At 61.3% G+C, this 15,542-nt stretch carries 14 protein-coding genes; 4 read left to right on the top strand and 10 right to left on the bottom strand.

Annotation, left to right across the window (positions count from 1 at the left end):
- Positions 1-7 precede the first annotated feature (7 nt).
- Positions 8-2,263 carry a heavy metal translocating P-type ATPase gene (locus tag JN524_RS08700; RefSeq protein ID WP_202369100.1) on the bottom strand — a complete coding sequence of 752 codons (2,256 nt, stop codon included), beginning with the start codon at positions 2,261-2,263 and terminating at the stop codon, positions 8-10.
- Between the two features lie 84 nt (positions 2,264-2,347).
- On the opposite strand from JN524_RS08700, the gene cadR reads away from it, so the two are divergent.
- A complete protein-coding gene (gene cadR, locus JN524_RS08705) occupies positions 2,348-2,797 on the top strand; it encodes a Cd(II)/Pb(II)-responsive transcriptional regulator (protein WP_007964189.1) in 450 nt (149 codons plus the stop codon).
- Between the two features lie 169 nt (positions 2,798-2,966).
- On the opposite strand, the gene JN524_RS08710 is transcribed toward cadR, so the two are convergent.
- From JN524_RS08710 to JN524_RS08720, 3 genes are all read right to left on the bottom strand, one after another.
- Positions 2,967-3,938: a thymidylate synthase gene (locus tag JN524_RS08710; protein WP_047596629.1), complete on the bottom strand. Its 972-nt coding sequence runs from the start codon at positions 3,936-3,938 to the stop codon at positions 2,967-2,969.
- A 50-nt stretch (positions 3,939-3,988) separates the two neighbouring features.
- Complete coding sequence (lgt, locus tag JN524_RS08715; RefSeq protein ID WP_007965581.1) at positions 3,989-4,804, bottom strand: prolipoprotein diacylglyceryl transferase; 816 nt, start codon at positions 4,802-4,804, stop codon at positions 3,989-3,991.
- A gap of 93 nt (positions 4,805-4,897) precedes the next feature.
- Entirely contained in the window at positions 4,898-5,680 is a 783-nt protein-coding gene (locus tag JN524_RS08720; protein ID WP_027610537.1) for a sulfite exporter TauE/SafE family protein, read from the bottom strand.
- A 130-nt stretch (positions 5,681-5,810) separates the two neighbouring features.
- On the opposite strand from JN524_RS08720, the gene JN524_RS08725 reads away from it, so the two are divergent.
- Positions 5,811-6,557 (top strand): NRDE family protein, encoded by a 747-nt coding sequence (locus JN524_RS08725; protein ID WP_202369101.1) that lies wholly within the window; start codon positions 5,811-5,813, stop codon positions 6,555-6,557.
- A gap of 116 nt (positions 6,558-6,673) precedes the next feature.
- Here JN524_RS08725 and ptsP read toward each other — a convergent pair whose 3' ends face one another.
- A complete protein-coding gene (ptsP, locus tag JN524_RS08730; RefSeq protein ID WP_007965577.1) occupies positions 6,674-8,953 on the bottom strand; it encodes a phosphoenolpyruvate--protein phosphotransferase in 2,280 nt (759 codons plus the stop codon).
- A gap of 22 nt (positions 8,954-8,975) precedes the next feature.
- Positions 8,976-9,455, bottom strand: a complete 480-nt coding sequence (locus tag JN524_RS08735; protein ID WP_003229203.1) for an RNA pyrophosphohydrolase — start codon at positions 9,453-9,455, stop codon at positions 8,976-8,978.
- 143 nt (positions 9,456-9,598) lie between these two features.
- On the opposite strand from JN524_RS08735, the gene JN524_RS08740 reads away from it, so the two are divergent.
- Entirely contained in the window at positions 9,599-10,255 is a 657-nt protein-coding gene (locus tag JN524_RS08740; RefSeq protein ID WP_202369102.1) for an HAD family hydrolase, read from the top strand.
- 82 nt (positions 10,256-10,337) lie between these two features.
- Here JN524_RS08740 and JN524_RS08745 read toward each other — a convergent pair whose 3' ends face one another.
- Both JN524_RS08745 and ilvA read right to left on the bottom strand, forming a co-directional pair.
- On the bottom strand, positions 10,338-10,763 hold the full coding sequence (locus JN524_RS08745; protein WP_202369103.1) for a DUF2269 domain-containing protein: 426 nt from the start codon (positions 10,761-10,763) through the stop codon (positions 10,338-10,340).
- Positions 10,764-10,802: 39 nt separating this feature from the next.
- Entirely contained in the window at positions 10,803-12,317 is a 1,515-nt protein-coding gene (ilvA, locus tag JN524_RS08750; protein ID WP_202369104.1) for a threonine ammonia-lyase, biosynthetic, read from the bottom strand.
- Positions 12,318-12,632: 315 nt separating this feature from the next.
- Between ilvA and rpiA the strand changes: the two genes are divergently transcribed.
- Positions 12,633-13,307, top strand: coding sequence for a ribose-5-phosphate isomerase RpiA (gene rpiA, locus JN524_RS08755; RefSeq protein ID WP_007913886.1), 675 nt, complete (start codon positions 12,633-12,635; stop codon positions 13,305-13,307).
- 145 nt (positions 13,308-13,452) lie between these two features.
- Here rpiA and JN524_RS08760 read toward each other — a convergent pair whose 3' ends face one another.
- Together JN524_RS08760 and JN524_RS08765 are read right to left on the bottom strand one after the other, a co-directional pair.
- On the bottom strand, positions 13,453-14,370 hold the full coding sequence (locus JN524_RS08760; RefSeq protein WP_202369105.1) for an SdiA-regulated domain-containing protein: 918 nt from the start codon (positions 14,368-14,370) through the stop codon (positions 13,453-13,455).
- 126 nt (positions 14,371-14,496) lie between these two features.
- On the bottom strand, positions 14,497-15,420 hold the full coding sequence (locus tag JN524_RS08765) for an SdiA-regulated domain-containing protein (RefSeq protein WP_202369106.1): 924 nt from the start codon (positions 15,418-15,420) through the stop codon (positions 14,497-14,499).
- Positions 15,421-15,542 lie beyond the last annotated feature (122 nt).

The following is a 15,542-nucleotide window of genomic DNA, read 5'->3' on the forward strand; positions in this document are numbered from 1 at the left end:
TCATCGTTTATTTACGCAGCAGGCGCAAACCGTTGAACACCACCAGCAGGCTCACGCCCATGTCGGCAAACACCGCCATCCACATGGTGGCGAGTCCGGCGAAGGTTACCCCAAGAAAGATAGCCTTGATCACCAGTGCCAACGCGATGTTCTGTTTCAAGATGCTCGCGGTGTCGCGCGACAGGCTGATGAACGCGGGAATCTTGCGCAGATCGTCGTCCATCAGGGCGACATCGGCGGTTTCAATCGCGGTGTCGGTGCCGGCGGCCGCCATGGCGAAACCGATCTCGGCGCGGGCCAGTGCCGGGGCGTCGTTAATGCCGTCGCCAACCATGCCCACCCGATGGCCCTGTGCATAAAGCGCTTCGATGGCTTGCAGTTTGTCGGTCGGTAGCAAGTCGCCCTTGGCCTGATCGATGCCGACCTGCGTGGCAATCGCCTGCGCGGTGTGCACGTTGTCGCCGGTGAGCATCAAGGTTTTCACGCCCAGTGCGTGCAACTGGCGGATCGCTTCGCGGCTGGATTCCTTGACCGTGTCGGCCACGGCGAACAGCGCCAGCGGGCCGGAACTGTCGAGCAGCAACACCACGGACTTGCCCTGTTTCTCCAGCGCAAACAGCTTCTCTTCCAGTTGCGGCGAGCACAGGCCCAGCTCTTCAACCAGACGATGGTTGCCCAAGTGATAGGTCTGGCCGTTGACCTGTCCCTTCACGCCACGACCGGCCAGCGCTTCGAAGTTATCCACAGTCAGCACGGCGAGGTTTTTATCCACCGCGGCGTTGGCGATCGCCAGCGACACCGGGTGATCGGAGCGCCCGGCCAGTGCGGCGGCAATCGCCGGGGCTGTGGCGTCAGCGGTCGGGTCCAGCGACAGGTAATCGGTCTGCACCGGTTTGCCGTGGGTGATGGTGCCGGTCTTGTCCAGCGCCAGATAGTCGAGCTTGAAGCCGCCCTCCAGGTACACGCCACCCTTGACCAGAATGCCTTTGCGCGCCGCTGCCGCGAGGCCGCTGACGATGGTCACCGGGGTGGAAATCACCAGTGCACAGGGACACGCCACCACCAGCAGCACCAGCGCACGGTAGATCCAGTCGAACCACAACGCGCCCATAAACAGCGGCGGAATGATCGCCACCGCCAGCGCCAGCACGAACACCACCGGGGTGTAGATTTTCGAGAACTGATCGACGAAGCGCTGCGTCGGCGCCCGCGCACCCTGAGCCTGCTCGACGGCGTGGATGATCCGCGCCAGGGTCGAGTTGTTCGCCGCCGCAGTCACCGAGTATTCCAGCGAACCGGCCTGGTTGATGGTGCCGGCGAAGACTTTGTCGCCCACGGTTTTCTCCACCGGCAGGCTTTCACCGGTGATCGGCGCCTGATCGATGGTCGAACTGCCGCTGACGACCTCGCCGTCCAGCGCAATGCGCTCGCCGGGTTTTACCCGCACGCGGGCGCCGAGTTCGACGCTTTTAACCTCTTGTTCGATCCAGTTGCCGTGGGCTTGCTGCACCGTGGCCTGTTCCGGGGTCATCTGCATCAGGCCGCTGATGGCATTGCGCGCACGATCCAGCGAGCGCGCCTCGATCAGCTCGGCCACGGTGAACAGGAACATCACCATCGCCGCTTCCGGCCACTGCCCGATCAGCACCGCACCGGTCACCGCGATGCTCATCAGCGCGTTGATGTTGAGGTTGCGGTTCTTCAGGGCGATCCAGCCCTTTTTATAGGTGGTGAGGCCGCCGCTGAGGATCGAGATCAGCGCAATGATCGCCACCACCCAGGTTGGCGCAGCGTTGGTGAAATGGATCACTTCGGCCGCCAGCGCGCCGACACCGGACAGCGCCAGGGGCCACCAGTGTTTTTTCACCGGCGCCGGGGTCGGGGCTTCGACGCCCGCCTCCAATGGCTCGGCGTGCATGCCCAGCGAGGTGATCGCCTCGGTGATCGGCGCGGTGTCCGGCAGATTGTGGGTCACGCCGAGCACGCGGTTGATCAGGTTGAATTCCAGCTGCTGCACGCCAGCGAGTTTGCCGAGTTTGTTCTGGATCAGTGTCTGCTCGGTCGGGCAGTCCATCGCTTCGATGCGGAAACTGCTCAACCGGGCGTCAGCGCTGGTCTTTTCGCTCAGTTGCACCCGCGCAGGCGCAGCCGCTTTCGACGCGCAGCAGGAATCGCCACCGTGGTCATGCTTATGCACAGGCTGCAATTTGTGGCTGTGGTCGTGTCCCGCGTGGGATTTGTGGTTGTGCTGGGAATCGCTCATTGGTCGCGTCCATAAAGGTGCCTGTTGCCAAGTAAAGACCCTGTAGCCACTATAGGGTCAAGCACCCTTTTGGAGATTGCCGTCATGAAGATCGGAGAACTGGCCAAACTCACCGACTGCGCCGTGGAAACCATCCGCTATTACGAGCGCGAAAACCTGCTGCCGGAGCCGGCGCGCAGCGACGGTAACTACCGCGTTTACACCCAGGCCCACGCCGAACGCCTGACCTTCATCCGCAACTGCCGCACCCTCGACATGACCCTCGAAGAAATCCGCAGCCTGCTGGCCATGCGCGACAGCCCGCAGGATCAGTGTGCAAGCGTCAATACGCTGATCGACGAGCACATCCAGCATGTGAAAGCGCGGATTGACGGGTTGCTGGCGTTGCAGACACAACTGCTCGACCTGCGCCAACGCTGTGGCGAAGGGCCGGGGGCGGATCAGTGCGGGATTTTGCAGCGGCTGGAGGTGAGTGGTGGAGTCGTAGCAACCGAAGTTGAACACTCTCACGTAGGCCGCAGCCACGGCCACTAAAGGCAACACATCCCCCCATGCAGGAGCTGCCGAAGGCTGCGATCTTTTGATCTTGCTGTTTGAAAGATCAAAAAGATCAAAAAGATCAAAAGATCGCAGCCTTCGGCAGCTCCTACAGGGCGCCGATCATTCCCACCATCAAGGGGGGAATGGTCATTGCGCGGGTTGATTAGACCGCCATCGGCGCGGTCATTGGCGCATGGTGCTCATAGCCTTCCAGCGAGAAATCGCTCGGCTCGACCAGCTCCAACCACTCCGGCTGATACACACCGGTCTTGGCGAACTCCGGCACGCGGTCGGAGATCTTCAGTTTCGGCATGGCGAACGGTTCGCGCTTGAGCTGTTCGTTGAGCATGTCCAGGTGGTTTTCGTAGACGTGGGCGTCACCGATGAAATAGGTGAACCAACGCGGCGTGTAACCGGTCAGGCGCCCGATCAGGCTCAGCAGCGCGGCGCCTTCGGTGAGGTTGAACGGCGTGCCCAGACCCAGGTCGTTGGAGCGGATGTACAGGGTCAGGGAGATCTCTTTGGTCTCGACGTTCGGGTGAAACTGGTAGAGCAGATGGCATGGCGGCAGGGCCATTTCATCGAGCTGGGCGACGTTCCAGCCGTGGAACAGAATACGGCGGCTGCCCGGATCCTTGATGATCGTGTCGACGCACTGGCGCACCTGGTCGATGGCTTTGTACAGCACCACATAAGCCTGGCCGTCTTCTTCGCCTTGGGCGATCTGCTTGTAGCCGTTGCTCAGGGTCTGTTCGATGGCGGCAGTGTTGCTCAGCGGGATCTGCTTGTACGCCGGCCATTTGCGCCATTGCACGCCGTAGATTTCGCCGAGGTCGTCTTCGCCCTGACGGAACGGGTTGGCCAGCCATTGCGCATTTTCGTTGGCATTCTGATCCCAGACCTTGCAGCCCAGCGCACGGAATTCCGCGGCGTTGTTCACGCCGCGGAGAAAACCGCACATCTCGCCGATGGCCGATTTGAAGGCCATCTTGCGGGTGGTGATCGCCGGAAAGCCTTCCTGCAGATCGAAACGCAGCATCGCACCCGGGAAGCTGATGGTGTTGATACCGGTGCGGTTGGCCTGTTTGGTGCCGTTCTGAATGACGTGCGAGACCAGTTCGAGATATTGCTTCATGAGTTACCTGTGTCCTTTGAGCCCCGGCGTCGCGCGCCGGGGTTCGTAGTTTAAGCGGTCGGCGCGAGCGGCGCTGCCGGCGCACGACGATAGGCCAGCCAGATCAGGAACAGACCGCCGACGATCATCGGTACGCACAGCACCTGCCCCATGGTCAGCCAGTTCCAGGCCAGGTAGCCCAGTTGCGCGTCCGGTACGCGGACGAACTCGACGATGAAACGGAAAATGCCGTAAAAAAGCGCGAACATGCCGGACACGGCCATGGTCGGGCGCGGCTTACGCGAGAACAGCCACAGGATCAGGAACAGCGCGACGCCTTCGAGCGCGAACTGATACAGCTGCGACGGGTGACGCGGCAGCTGCGCCGGATCGCTGAACGGCGGGAAGATCATCGCCCACGGCACGTCGGTCGGCTTGCCCCACAGCTCGGCGTTGATGAAGTTGCCGATGCGCCCGGCGCCCAGACCGATCGGCACCATCGGCGCAACGAAGTCCATCAGCTGGAAGAACGTCTTGCCGTTACGTTTGCCGAACCACAGCGCGGCGAGCATCACCCCGATGAATCCGCCGTGGAACGACATGCCGCCCTTCCACACTTCGAAAATCAGCGTCGGGTTGGCGATGTACGCGCTCAGGTCATAGAACAGCACGTAACCCAGACGTCCACCGACAATCACCCCCATCGACAGCCAGAACACCAGGTCGGAGAGCTTCTCCTTGGTCCAGGTCGGGTCGAAACGGTTGAGCCGGCTCGACGCCAGCAGCCATGCGCCGCCGATGCCGACGAGGTACATCAGGCCGTACCAGTGGATTTTCAGCGGACCGATGGCCAGGGCCACCGGGTCGATCTGCGGGTAAGGCAGCATTGCGACTCCTCGTTAGAGTTGAAACCAAAATTCCCGGGCGACGCTGCCACCTCAGGATTAAGCCAGGATTGCGGCCTGCTCTGAACCAGCAGGTCAGAGCAGGAAATTCAGGCCCACGCAAAACAGCAAAGCGGCGAACAGCCGTTTCAGCAAGCGCGGCGACAACCTGTGCGCCAGGCGCGCGCCGAGACGGGCGAACACCATGCTGGTCAGGGCAATGCCCAGCAGCGCCGGCAAATAGACAAAACCGAGACTATGCGGCGGCAACAGCGGATCATGCCAGCCCAGAATCATGAAACTTAACGCACTTGCCACAGCAATCGGCAAGCCACAGGCCGACGACGTTGCCACCGCCTGCTGCATCGGCACGCTGCGCCAGGTCAGGAACGGCACGGTCAGCGAACCGCCGCCGATTCCGAAAATCGCCGAGGCCCAGCCGATCACACTGCCGGCCACGGTCAGACCGAGTTTGCCCGGCACCGTTCGACTGGCCTTGGGTTTGACCTCCAGCGCCAGTTGCACGGCAATCACCAAGGCGAACACGCCGATGATCTTCTGCAGGTTCGGCCCGGAAATCGCCTCGGCCGTCAGCGCCCCAAAACCGGCGCCGAGCAGAATACCCACGGTCATCCACATGAAGATCGGCCAGCGCACCGCACCACGTCGATGGTGTTCACGCACGGCGTTGACCGAAGTGAAGATGATGGTCGCCAGCGATGTCCCTACCGCCAGATGCGTGAGGATCGACTGATCGAATCCCTGCAAGGTAAAACTGAACACCAGCACCGGGACAATAATGATCCCGCCGCCCACCCCGAACAGCCCGGCCAGCACGCCCGCACAGGCGCCCAACGCCAGATAGAGCAGAAATTCCATGACCGTCTCCCAGACGCATCCCCAAAACCGGAGCGGCATGGTAACGGATGCATGCCCTTTGGCTCCACTGACGATGGATGCACGGACGCCGACTGCGTAGAGTGAGCAGAAAACACACAAGGACCACCTTATGTGCCTGATCGTATTCGCCTGGCGCCCGGGCCATGCCCAGCCGCTGATCGTCGCGGCCAACCGTGACGAGTTCTACGCCCGCCCGAGCCTGCCGCTGGCGCCATGGGCCGACGCGCCGCAAGTGCATGCCGGCCGCGATCTTGAGGCGGGCGGCACCTGGTTGGGGATCGGCGCCAATGGGCGCTTCGCCGCGCTGACCAATATCCGCGATCCGCACCAGCCACCAGCGCGCAAGTCGCGGGGAGAGCTGGTGGCGCGGTTTCTCACGGATGATGCGTCGATTGATGATTATTTGCGCGATGTGGTCGGTCGCGCGCCGGAGTACGCCGGGTTCAACCTGCTGCTGGGCAACGCCCATGAGCTGTGGCACTTCAATGCGCGGACGTCCGAGCCGGTGATGCTCCAACCCGGGGTTTACGGGCTGTCGAATGCCGGGCTGGATACACCGTGGCCGAAGTTGCTCAAGGCCAAGGCTGCACTGAGTGCGGTGCTGGATGATCCGCAGCCTGCGCGACTGCTCGAGTTATTGAGCGATGCGCAGACCGCACCGTTTGCCGAACTGCCGGATACCGGGGTCGGGCTGGCGACCGAATCACTGCTGTCGAGTGTGTTCATTGCCAGCCAGAGTTATGGCACACGGGCGAGTACGGCGTTGATTGTGCAGGCGGACGGCACGCGGCGAATGGTCGAGCGCAGCTTTGGGCCGTATGGCGGGCATTTGGGCGAGGTGGAGATTGCTGTTTAGCAGCGTTTGAACTGACGCCTTCGCGAGCAAGCCCGCTCCCACATTCGACCACATTCCAAAGGTAGAACTCGGTCAAATGTGGGAGCGGGCTTGCTCGCGAAGAGGCCCACAAGGTTTTAGAGAGCCTTGTTGACCGCCGGCGGATTCATCTTCGACAACCCGAGATTCTTCAGCGCCAGTTGCAGCGAGCTGTGGATAACTTGCGGGTTATCAATCTTCATCAGCTCCGCCAGCAGATCCTTGGCCTTGCTCAGGTTGATCTGGCGCAGCATCCACTTCACTTTCGGCAGGTTGGTGGCGTTCATCGACAGGCTGTCGAAGCCCATCGCCATCAACAGCACCGCCGCTGCCGGATCACCGGCCATTTCGCCGCAGATGCTCACCGGTTTGCCTTCGGCATGCGCGTCGCGGACCACGGTTTGCAGGGCTTGCAGCACCGCCGGGTGCAGGTAGTCGTAGAGGTCGGCCACCCGCGGGTTGTTGCGGTCGACCGCCAGCAGGTACTGGGTCAGGTCGTTGGAGCCGACCGACAGGAAGTCCACCTGCCGCGCCAGTTCCTTGGTCTGGTACACCGCAGCCGGAATCTCGATCATCACCCCGATTGGCGGCATAGGCACGTCGGTGCCTTCGTCACGCACTTCGCCCCAGGCCCGGTGGATCAGGTGCAGGGCTTCTTCGAGTTCGTGGGTGCCGGAGATCATCGGCAGCAGGATCCGCAGGTTGTTCAGGCCTTCGCTGGCCTTGAGCATCGCGCGGGTCTGCACCAGGAAGATTTCCGGGTGGTCGAGGGTCACGCGAATCCCGCGCCAGCCGAGGAACGGGTTGTCTTCCTTGATCGGGAAGTACGACAGCGACTTGTCACCGCCGATGTCCAGGCTGCGCATGGTCACCGGTTGCGGGTGGAACGCGGCGAGTTGCTCGCGGTAGATCGCTAGTTGTTCCTTTTCGCTCGGGAAACGCTGGTTGATCATGAACGGCACTTCGGTGCGGTACAGGCCGACACCCTCGGCGCCGCGCTTCTGCGCCCGCGCCACATCGGCCAGCAGACCGGTGTTGACCCACAACGGCATGCGATGGCCATCGAGGGTCACGCACGGCAGATCACGCAGGGTGTCGAGGCCCAGCGCCAGTTGTTTCTCTTCTTCGACCACCTCGGCGAACTGCTTGCGCAGCACATCGCTGGGGTTGGTGTAGACCTCGCCGCGGGTGCCATCGACGATCACCTCGATGCCGTCGACCTTGGCGTACGGCAGGTCGACCAGACCCATCACCGTCGGAATGCCCATGGCCCGGGCTAGGATCGCGACGTGGGAGTTACCCGAACCCAGTACCGACACCAGACCGACCAGTGTACCTTCCGGTACCTCGCCGAGCATCGCCGGCGTCAGCTCTTCGCTGACCAGAATGGTTTTTTCCGGGTAGACCAGGTTCTGTTGACGCTCTTCCTGCAGGTAGGCCAGCAGGCGGCGGCCAAGGTCTTTGACGTCCGACGCACGCTCGCGCAGGTAGGCGTCGTCCATCAGTTCGAAACGATTGACGTGCTCAGTGACCACCTGACGCAGCGCGCCCTGGGCCCACTGGCCGGTCTTGATCACGGTGGTGATTTCGCTGCCCAGCGAAGCATCGTCAAGCATCATCAGGTAGACGTCGAACAGCGCGCGCTCTTCCGGACGCAACTGGGTCGCGAGCTTGGCGGACAACGCGCGCATGTCGGCGCGCACGCCTTCGATGGCGGTCTTGAACAGCGCCAGTTCGGCGTCGATGTCAGTGATGTGTTTGTCCGGCACCACGTCCAGATCCGCCGGCGGCAGCATCACCACCGCAGTACCGACCGCCGCACCCGGCGAGCCCGGTACGCCGACGAACTTGGCTTCCTGAATGCCCTTGCCCTGTCTGCCCAGACCACGGATCGAGCCGGTGGCCTCGGCGTGGGCGATAACGCCGGCGAGCTGCGCGCTCATGGTCACGAGGAAGGCTTCTTCACCTTCATCGAACTGGCGGCGTTCTTTCTGCTGGATGACCAACACGCCGACGACGCGGCGGTGGTGAATGATCGGCGCCCCGAGGAACGAGGCGTAGCGCTCCTCGCCGGTCTCGGCGAAGTAGCGGTAGCGCGGGTGATCCGCGGCGTTTTCGAGGTTCAGGGGTTCTTCACGCGTGCCGACCAGACCCACCAGACCTTCGTTGGGTGCCATGCTGACTTTGCCGATCGAGCGCTTGTTCAAGCCCTCGGTGGCCATCAGGACGAAGCGGTTGGTCTCGGGATCAAGCAGGTAGACCGAGCAGACCTGGCTGCCCATGGCCTCTTTGACGCGCAACACAATAATCCCCAACGCCGCCTTGAGATCCTTGGCGGAGTTAACTTCCTGGACGATCTTGCGCAGCGTATTGAGCATGGCTCGGGGTCGAACTCCGTCGTCAGTCGCGCGCTAAAAGGCGCGGGGCAAGCTCTTTGAGGGCGCGTCGATACACCTCGCGCTTGAATGTCACCACCTGGCCCAACGGATACCAATAACTGACCCAGCGCCAGCCATCGAACTCCGGTTTACCGGTCAAATCCATCCGCACCCGCTGCTCGTTGGAGATCAGGCGCAGGAGAAACCATTTCTGCTTCTGGCCGATGCACAGCGGTTGGCTGTGGGTACGCACCAGACGTTGCGGCAAACGATAGCGCAACCAGCCCCGGGTACAGGCCAGTATTTCAACATCTTCACGTTCCAGGCCAACTTCTTCGTTCAGCTCGCGGTACAAGGCGTCCTCCGGCGTCTCCTCGGGGTTGATTCCCCCTTGTGGAAACTGCCAGGCATCTTGATTGATACGGCGAGCCCATAGCACCTGGCCGGCGTCATTCGTCAGAATGATCCCGACATTGGGGCGGAAACCATCGGGGTCGATCACGGCAACAACCTCGCAAACGCATGTCGCCGCATTGTTCCACAAAGCTTGATAAGGCGGCAACGAAGGTTCCTACCTTATGTGCACTCTTGTGAAAAGACCGTATTCTTGTCGCCTTTTTACTGACTTTTCAGCGGGTAACTGCAATGCGCCTGGCTCTATTCGATTTGGACAACACCCTTCTGGGCGGCGACAGCGATCACGCCTGGGGCGATTATCTGTGCGAACGCGGCTTCCTCGATCCGGTGGCGTACAAGACGCGCAACGACGAGTTCTATCAGGATTACCTGGCCGGCCAACTGGATAACGCCGCGTACCTGAACTTCTGCCTGGAAATCCTCGGCCGCACCGAAATGGCCGTGCTCGAACAGTGGCACAACGACTACATGCGCGACTGCATCGAGCCGATCGTGATGCCCAAGGCGCTGGAACTGCTGAAAAAGCACCGCGACGCCGGCGACAAACTGGTGATCATCACCGCCACCAACCGCTTCGTCACCGCCCCGATTGCCGTGCGCCTGGGCGTCGAAACCCTGATCGCCACCGAGTGCGAGATGGTCGATGGCCGCTACACCGGGCGCAGTACTGATATTCCGTGCTTCCGCGAGGGCAAGGTGACGCGCCTGAATCGCTGGCTCGACGAAACCGGGTATTCGCTGGATGACAGCTATTTCTACAGCGATTCGATGAATGACCTGCCGCTGCTGGAGCAGGTGGCGAACCCGGTGGCGGTGGATCCGGATCCGAATCTGCGCGCTGAGGCCGAGAAGCGTGGCTGGCCGGTAATTTCGTTGCGCGACTGAAGATCAAAAGATCGCAGCCTGCGGCAGCTCCTACAGGTATACATCCCATGTAGGAGCTGCCGAAGGCTGCGATCTTTTCGCTTCACACAGGCTTCGCGCCCATCAACCCGGCAATGGCGATAAAACAGACAAAGCTGAATAACGCCAAGGCAAAAGTAAACTTGCCAATGCCACCCGGCGCCTTGCGCAACCGATTCAACCGCACCAGCAACCAGAACCACGCCAGCGCGGCCACGGTGTACAGCACGCTTGAGGCCAGCAGCCAGGTCTGCCCCAGCGGCCAGCCGACCAGATGCACCATGCCCCAGCCGGTAAACGGCATGCTCAACAATGCCAGGCCCATCAACAGCCAGATGAACACCCGTGGCCGTTGCAAGATGCGGCTGCCCGCCGTTGCATCACCTTTGCGTTTTGCCAGAAAAACCCAGACTCCCAACCCGAGCGCACCGGCCAGCAACACTACAGTGGCGACAATGTGCGCGGCTTTCAGGGCAGTTAACGTTTCCATTGTTCGATTTCCTCAGGGCCTGCCCATCAGCGTAGCCGCTCAGCCAAGAAACAGCTGATAGGCCGGGTTCTCGCTTTCATCCCAGTACGGGTAGCCGATTTCTTCAAGTGCCGCCGGCACCAGATGACGCTCGTCATGCGGTACTTGCAGGCCTGCGACGACACGACCATCCGCCGCGCCATGATTGCGATAGTGGAACATCGAGATGTTCCAGCGCCCGCCGAGCTTGTTGAGGAAGTTGAACAGCGCGCCCGGACGCTCCGGGAATTCGAAGCGAAACACCACTTCGTCGATCACGTGCGCCGCGTGGCCGCCGACCATGTGGCGGATGTGCAACTTGGCCAGTTCGTTGTCGGTCAGGTCAAGTACCGGGAAGCCCTGCCCGGTCAGGCTCGCCAGCAGTGCGCTGCGTGGGTCGTTTTCCGGGTGAGTCTGCACGCCGACGAAGATGTGCGCTTCGCTGCCGGTGTTGTAGCGGTAGTTGAATTCGGTGATCTGGCGCTTGCCGATCGCTTCGCAGAAGGCCTTGAAGCTGCCGGCCTGCTCCGGGATGGTCACGGCAATGATCGCTTCACGGCCTTCACCCAGCTCGGCGCGCTCGGCGACATGGCGCAAACGGTCGAAGTTGACGTTGGCCCCGGAGTCGATGGCGACGAAGGTCTGGCCACTGACGCCGCGCAACTCGACGTACTTCTTGATCCCGGCCACGCCCAAGGCGCCGGCAGGCTCGGTGATCGAGCGGGTATCGTCGTAAATGTCCTTGATGGCCGCGCAGATCTCGTCGGTACTGACGGTGATCACTTCATCGACGTAATCCTTGCAGATATCGAAGGTGTGCTGGCCGATCTGCGCCACCGCCACGCCGTCGGCAAAAATGCCCACGGTCGGCAGCACCACACGCTCACCAGCGGCCATCGCCGCTTGCAGGCAGTTGGAGTCGTCCGGCTCGACGCCGATGATCTTGATGTCCGGACGCAGGTATTTCACGTACGCCGCGATACCGGCAATCAGACCGCCGCCGCCAACCGGCACGAAGATCGCGTCCAGCGGTTGCGGGTGCTGACGCAGAATTTCCATCGCCACGGTGCCCTGCCCGGCAATGGTGTGGGGATCGTCGTACGGGTGGATGTAGACGTAACCCTTTTCATCGACCAGCTTCAGCGAGTATGCCAGGGCTTCCGGGAACGAATCGCCGTGCAGCACCACTTTGCCACCGCGCGAGCGCACGCCTTCGACCTTGATCTCCGGAGTGGTCTTGGGCATCACGATGGTCGCCTTCACGCCTAGCACTTTTGCCGCCAGCGCCAGACCTTGCGCATGGTTGCCCGCCGACGCGGTGACCACGCCACGGGCGCGCTCTTCGTCGGTCAGTTGGGTCAACTTGTTGTAGGCGCCGCGAATCTTGAACGAGAACACCGGCTGCAAGTCTTCGCGCTTGAGCCAAATGTCATTACCCAGCCGCTCGGAGAGCTGGCGAGCATTCTGCAGCGGGGTTTCTACGGCAACGTCATAAACGCGCGAGGTGAGGATCTTTTTGACGTACTGTTCGAGCATCGGAAAGCATCACTGGCGATTGGGCGGGACCGACGAGTCTAACCCGGCTTTTGGGCGCACGACCACACTGAACAGGGGGTTTTAGCCGGGGCGAACACTTTGTGATGTAAACCTCATTGTGGTGAGGGGATTTATCCCCGATCGGCGGCGCAGCCGTCGTCAACCTGAGAGCGCAATATTTGGGAGGAGTGCCGGGGAGCGCTTCGCCCTCCATCGGGGATAAATCCCCTCACCACAGGGTGTTTCCCCCTGCCTTGTCGCGGGGCCTATAATGCCGGCCTTTCCGTACTCACCTTGCCCGCTTCCGGAGCCCGCATGACCCAGGATCAACTCAAACAGGCAGTGGCTCAGGCCGCCGTCGACTTCATCCTTCCGAAACTCGACGACAAGAGCATCGTCGGGGTCGGCACCGGCTCCACCGCCAACTGCTTCATCGATGCGCTGGCCCAACACAAGGGCGCGTTCGATGGCGCGGTCGCCAGCTCCGAAGCCACTGCCGCACGCCTCAAGGGCCACGGGATTCCGGTGTATGAGCTGAACACGGTCAGCGACCTGGAGTTCTACGTCGACGGCGCCGACGAGAGCGATGCGCACCTGAACCTGATCAAGGGTGGCGGCGCCGCCCTGACTCGCGAGAAGATCGTCGCGGCCGTGGCCAAGACCTTCATCTGCATCGCCGACGCCAGCAAACTGGTGCCGGTGCTGGGCGAATTCCCGCTGCCGGTCGAAGTGATCCCGATGGCCCGCAGCCACGTCGCCCGCCAATTGGTGAAACTGGGCGGCGACCCGGTTTACCGCGAAGGCGTATTGACCGACAACGGCAACATCATCCTCGACGTGTTCAACCTGCAGATCACCAACCCGGTGGAGCTGGAAGCGCAGATCAACGCGATCGTCGGCGTGGTCACCAATGGCCTGTTCGCGGCGCGTCCGGCGGATCTGCTGTTGCTGGGCACCAGCGAAGGTGTGAAGACGCTGAAGGCTGAGTAAGCCCGATTGCCCACAAGTTATGGGCAGACGAATAAACCTGTGGGAGCTGGCTTGCCAGCGATGAGGTCGTCAGATTCAACAACCATGTTGACTGACAGGCCGCCATCGCTGGCAAGCCAGCTCCCACAGTGGTTTGTGGTGTTAGTCAAGGTTGCGCAGGTTTCTTGAAGACGTAAAACAGATTCGGCTCACTCACCAGATACAACGTCCCGTCGTCATCCATCGCAATGCCTTCGGCCTGCGGCACGCTCTTGCGCAAACCCTGCCGGCCCTTGTTCAGCGACAGCGTGCTCAGCGGCCGCCCGTCCACATCCAGTTCCAGAATCAGCCCCGACTCGTCGGACAGCGCCAGCAAATGGCCGCTGCGCTCGTCGTATTGCAGGCTCGACAGATCGCGCACGAACATCCCGGCATCGCGCTTGGGGTTGTTGATCACGTGTACCGCGTAGGACTTTTCCGGATTGAAGTGCGGAAAACCGTGCACCTCATAAATCAGCATCGGATCACGTTCCTTGGCGACGAACAGGCGCTTGCCCACCGAGTCATACGCCAGGCCTTCGAAGCCCTTGTTGCCGCTCATGTGCACGCCCAGGGTCATCTGTTCGGCATCCGCCGCATCGAGGAACGTGGTGTCCTGCTCCAAATGGACTTTGATCAGGCGTTGCTGGCGCTCGTCGGTGATCACATAGGTGTCGGCGCTGATGAACTCCACCGCTTCAGGATCGCCGAAGCCGATCAGCGCGATACGCCGCAGGATCTTGCCCTCCAGCGACAACTCGACCAGCTCGGCATTCTTGTTGGTCACGGTGAACAGGCTTTTGCGCACCGGATCGTAGGTCAGCGCCGAAACATCGTCGTTCAGGCCGTCGATGATCCTGGCCTCGACCTCGACCCGGTATTGATCCAGACCAATGGCCTCACTGCTCAACGGCTGCCACAAGGTATGCAGATTGAACCAGGCGCGCTCGAACAGGCGCAGGTATTGGCCGATCGCGATCAACACGATCAGGGCAACCACCGACAGGATGACAAACAGAGGTTTGGGGCGGGCAAGTCGACGCATTCGGGCAGGCTCGGATCAAAACAGGCGGATGAAATATCACGCCTGTCTGAACTGAAGCTTAATGGCCACTTGCCTCAGGCCACAAGATGACCCTGCGGCAGCTCCTACAGGAAGAGATTCAGGTGGTTATTTCTGCTTTTCGAAGCGATAGAACAGGTTCGGCTCACTGACCATGTACAGCGTACCCGCGTCGTCCATGGTCACGCCTTCGGCGCGGGGGATGGTGTCCTTTAAACCATTGAAGCCGCCAAGCAGGGTCATGAAGCTGACCTGCTCACCCTTCTCGTCCAGTTCCAGCAACAGGTGCGAGTCGGCAGACAGCACCAGGGTGTGGCCGGTACGCGGGTCGATGGCCAGTGCCGAGAGGTTGCGGATATCCAGCTCATCATTGGCCAGCTTCTGCTTGTCGCCCTTGAGGATCTGGCTGCCGTCGCTTTTCCAGGTGAACAGCGCCGGCGGCCGTTCTTCGCCCAGCAGCAACTGCTGGTTGCGCGGATCCCAGGTGATTGCCTCGAACGCCTTGTTCTGGTTTTTCGACGGACCGAGATCGTATTTCGGGAAGTCGGCGATATTCAGCTCGCGGGTATTGGCATCTACCTTGACGATAGTCAGCAAGTGCTCGCGCTCGTCGACAATCGCCATCAGGCCGTTTTCCAACACGGTCACGCCTTCCGGATTGCTCCAGCCCACCAGTGGCATCTTGCGCAGCACATCACCCTGCAGGGTCAATTCGACCAGGAACGGGTTCTTGCCCATCACCGAAAACAGGGTTTTGGTCTGCGGGTTGTAGGACAGGTCCGAGGCCTCGTCCTTTTCCATGCCCGGCAGCAGCTTGCCGTCGATCACCGCCCGATAATCCGGCAACCAGATGCTTGCCTTCTGCTCGGCCTGAGTCTCGAGTCGCTCGCGCAGCCACAGCAGACCACGGTCGTCCCAATGCATGATATGCGCCACGCCATAAGCGACAGCGAGCACCAGCAACAGCCAGACATACCAGCGCAGGGCAAAACGTGAACGACGGGAAGTTTTGAGCTGAGTTTGAGCGGACATCAGGGACGCATTCCGAATATTCAGGCTATGGGTAATAGCACAAAGAGGCCGGCTCAGACGCCAGAATGAGAGGAATTATCCGGACAGGATGTGAAAAAAACGGCAAATGGCGGGATTGCCAC

Source organism: Pseudomonas sp. MWU318 (genome assembly GCF_016756945.1).
Taxonomy (GTDB): domain Bacteria; phylum Pseudomonadota; class Gammaproteobacteria; order Pseudomonadales; family Pseudomonadaceae; genus Aquipseudomonas; species Aquipseudomonas putida_A.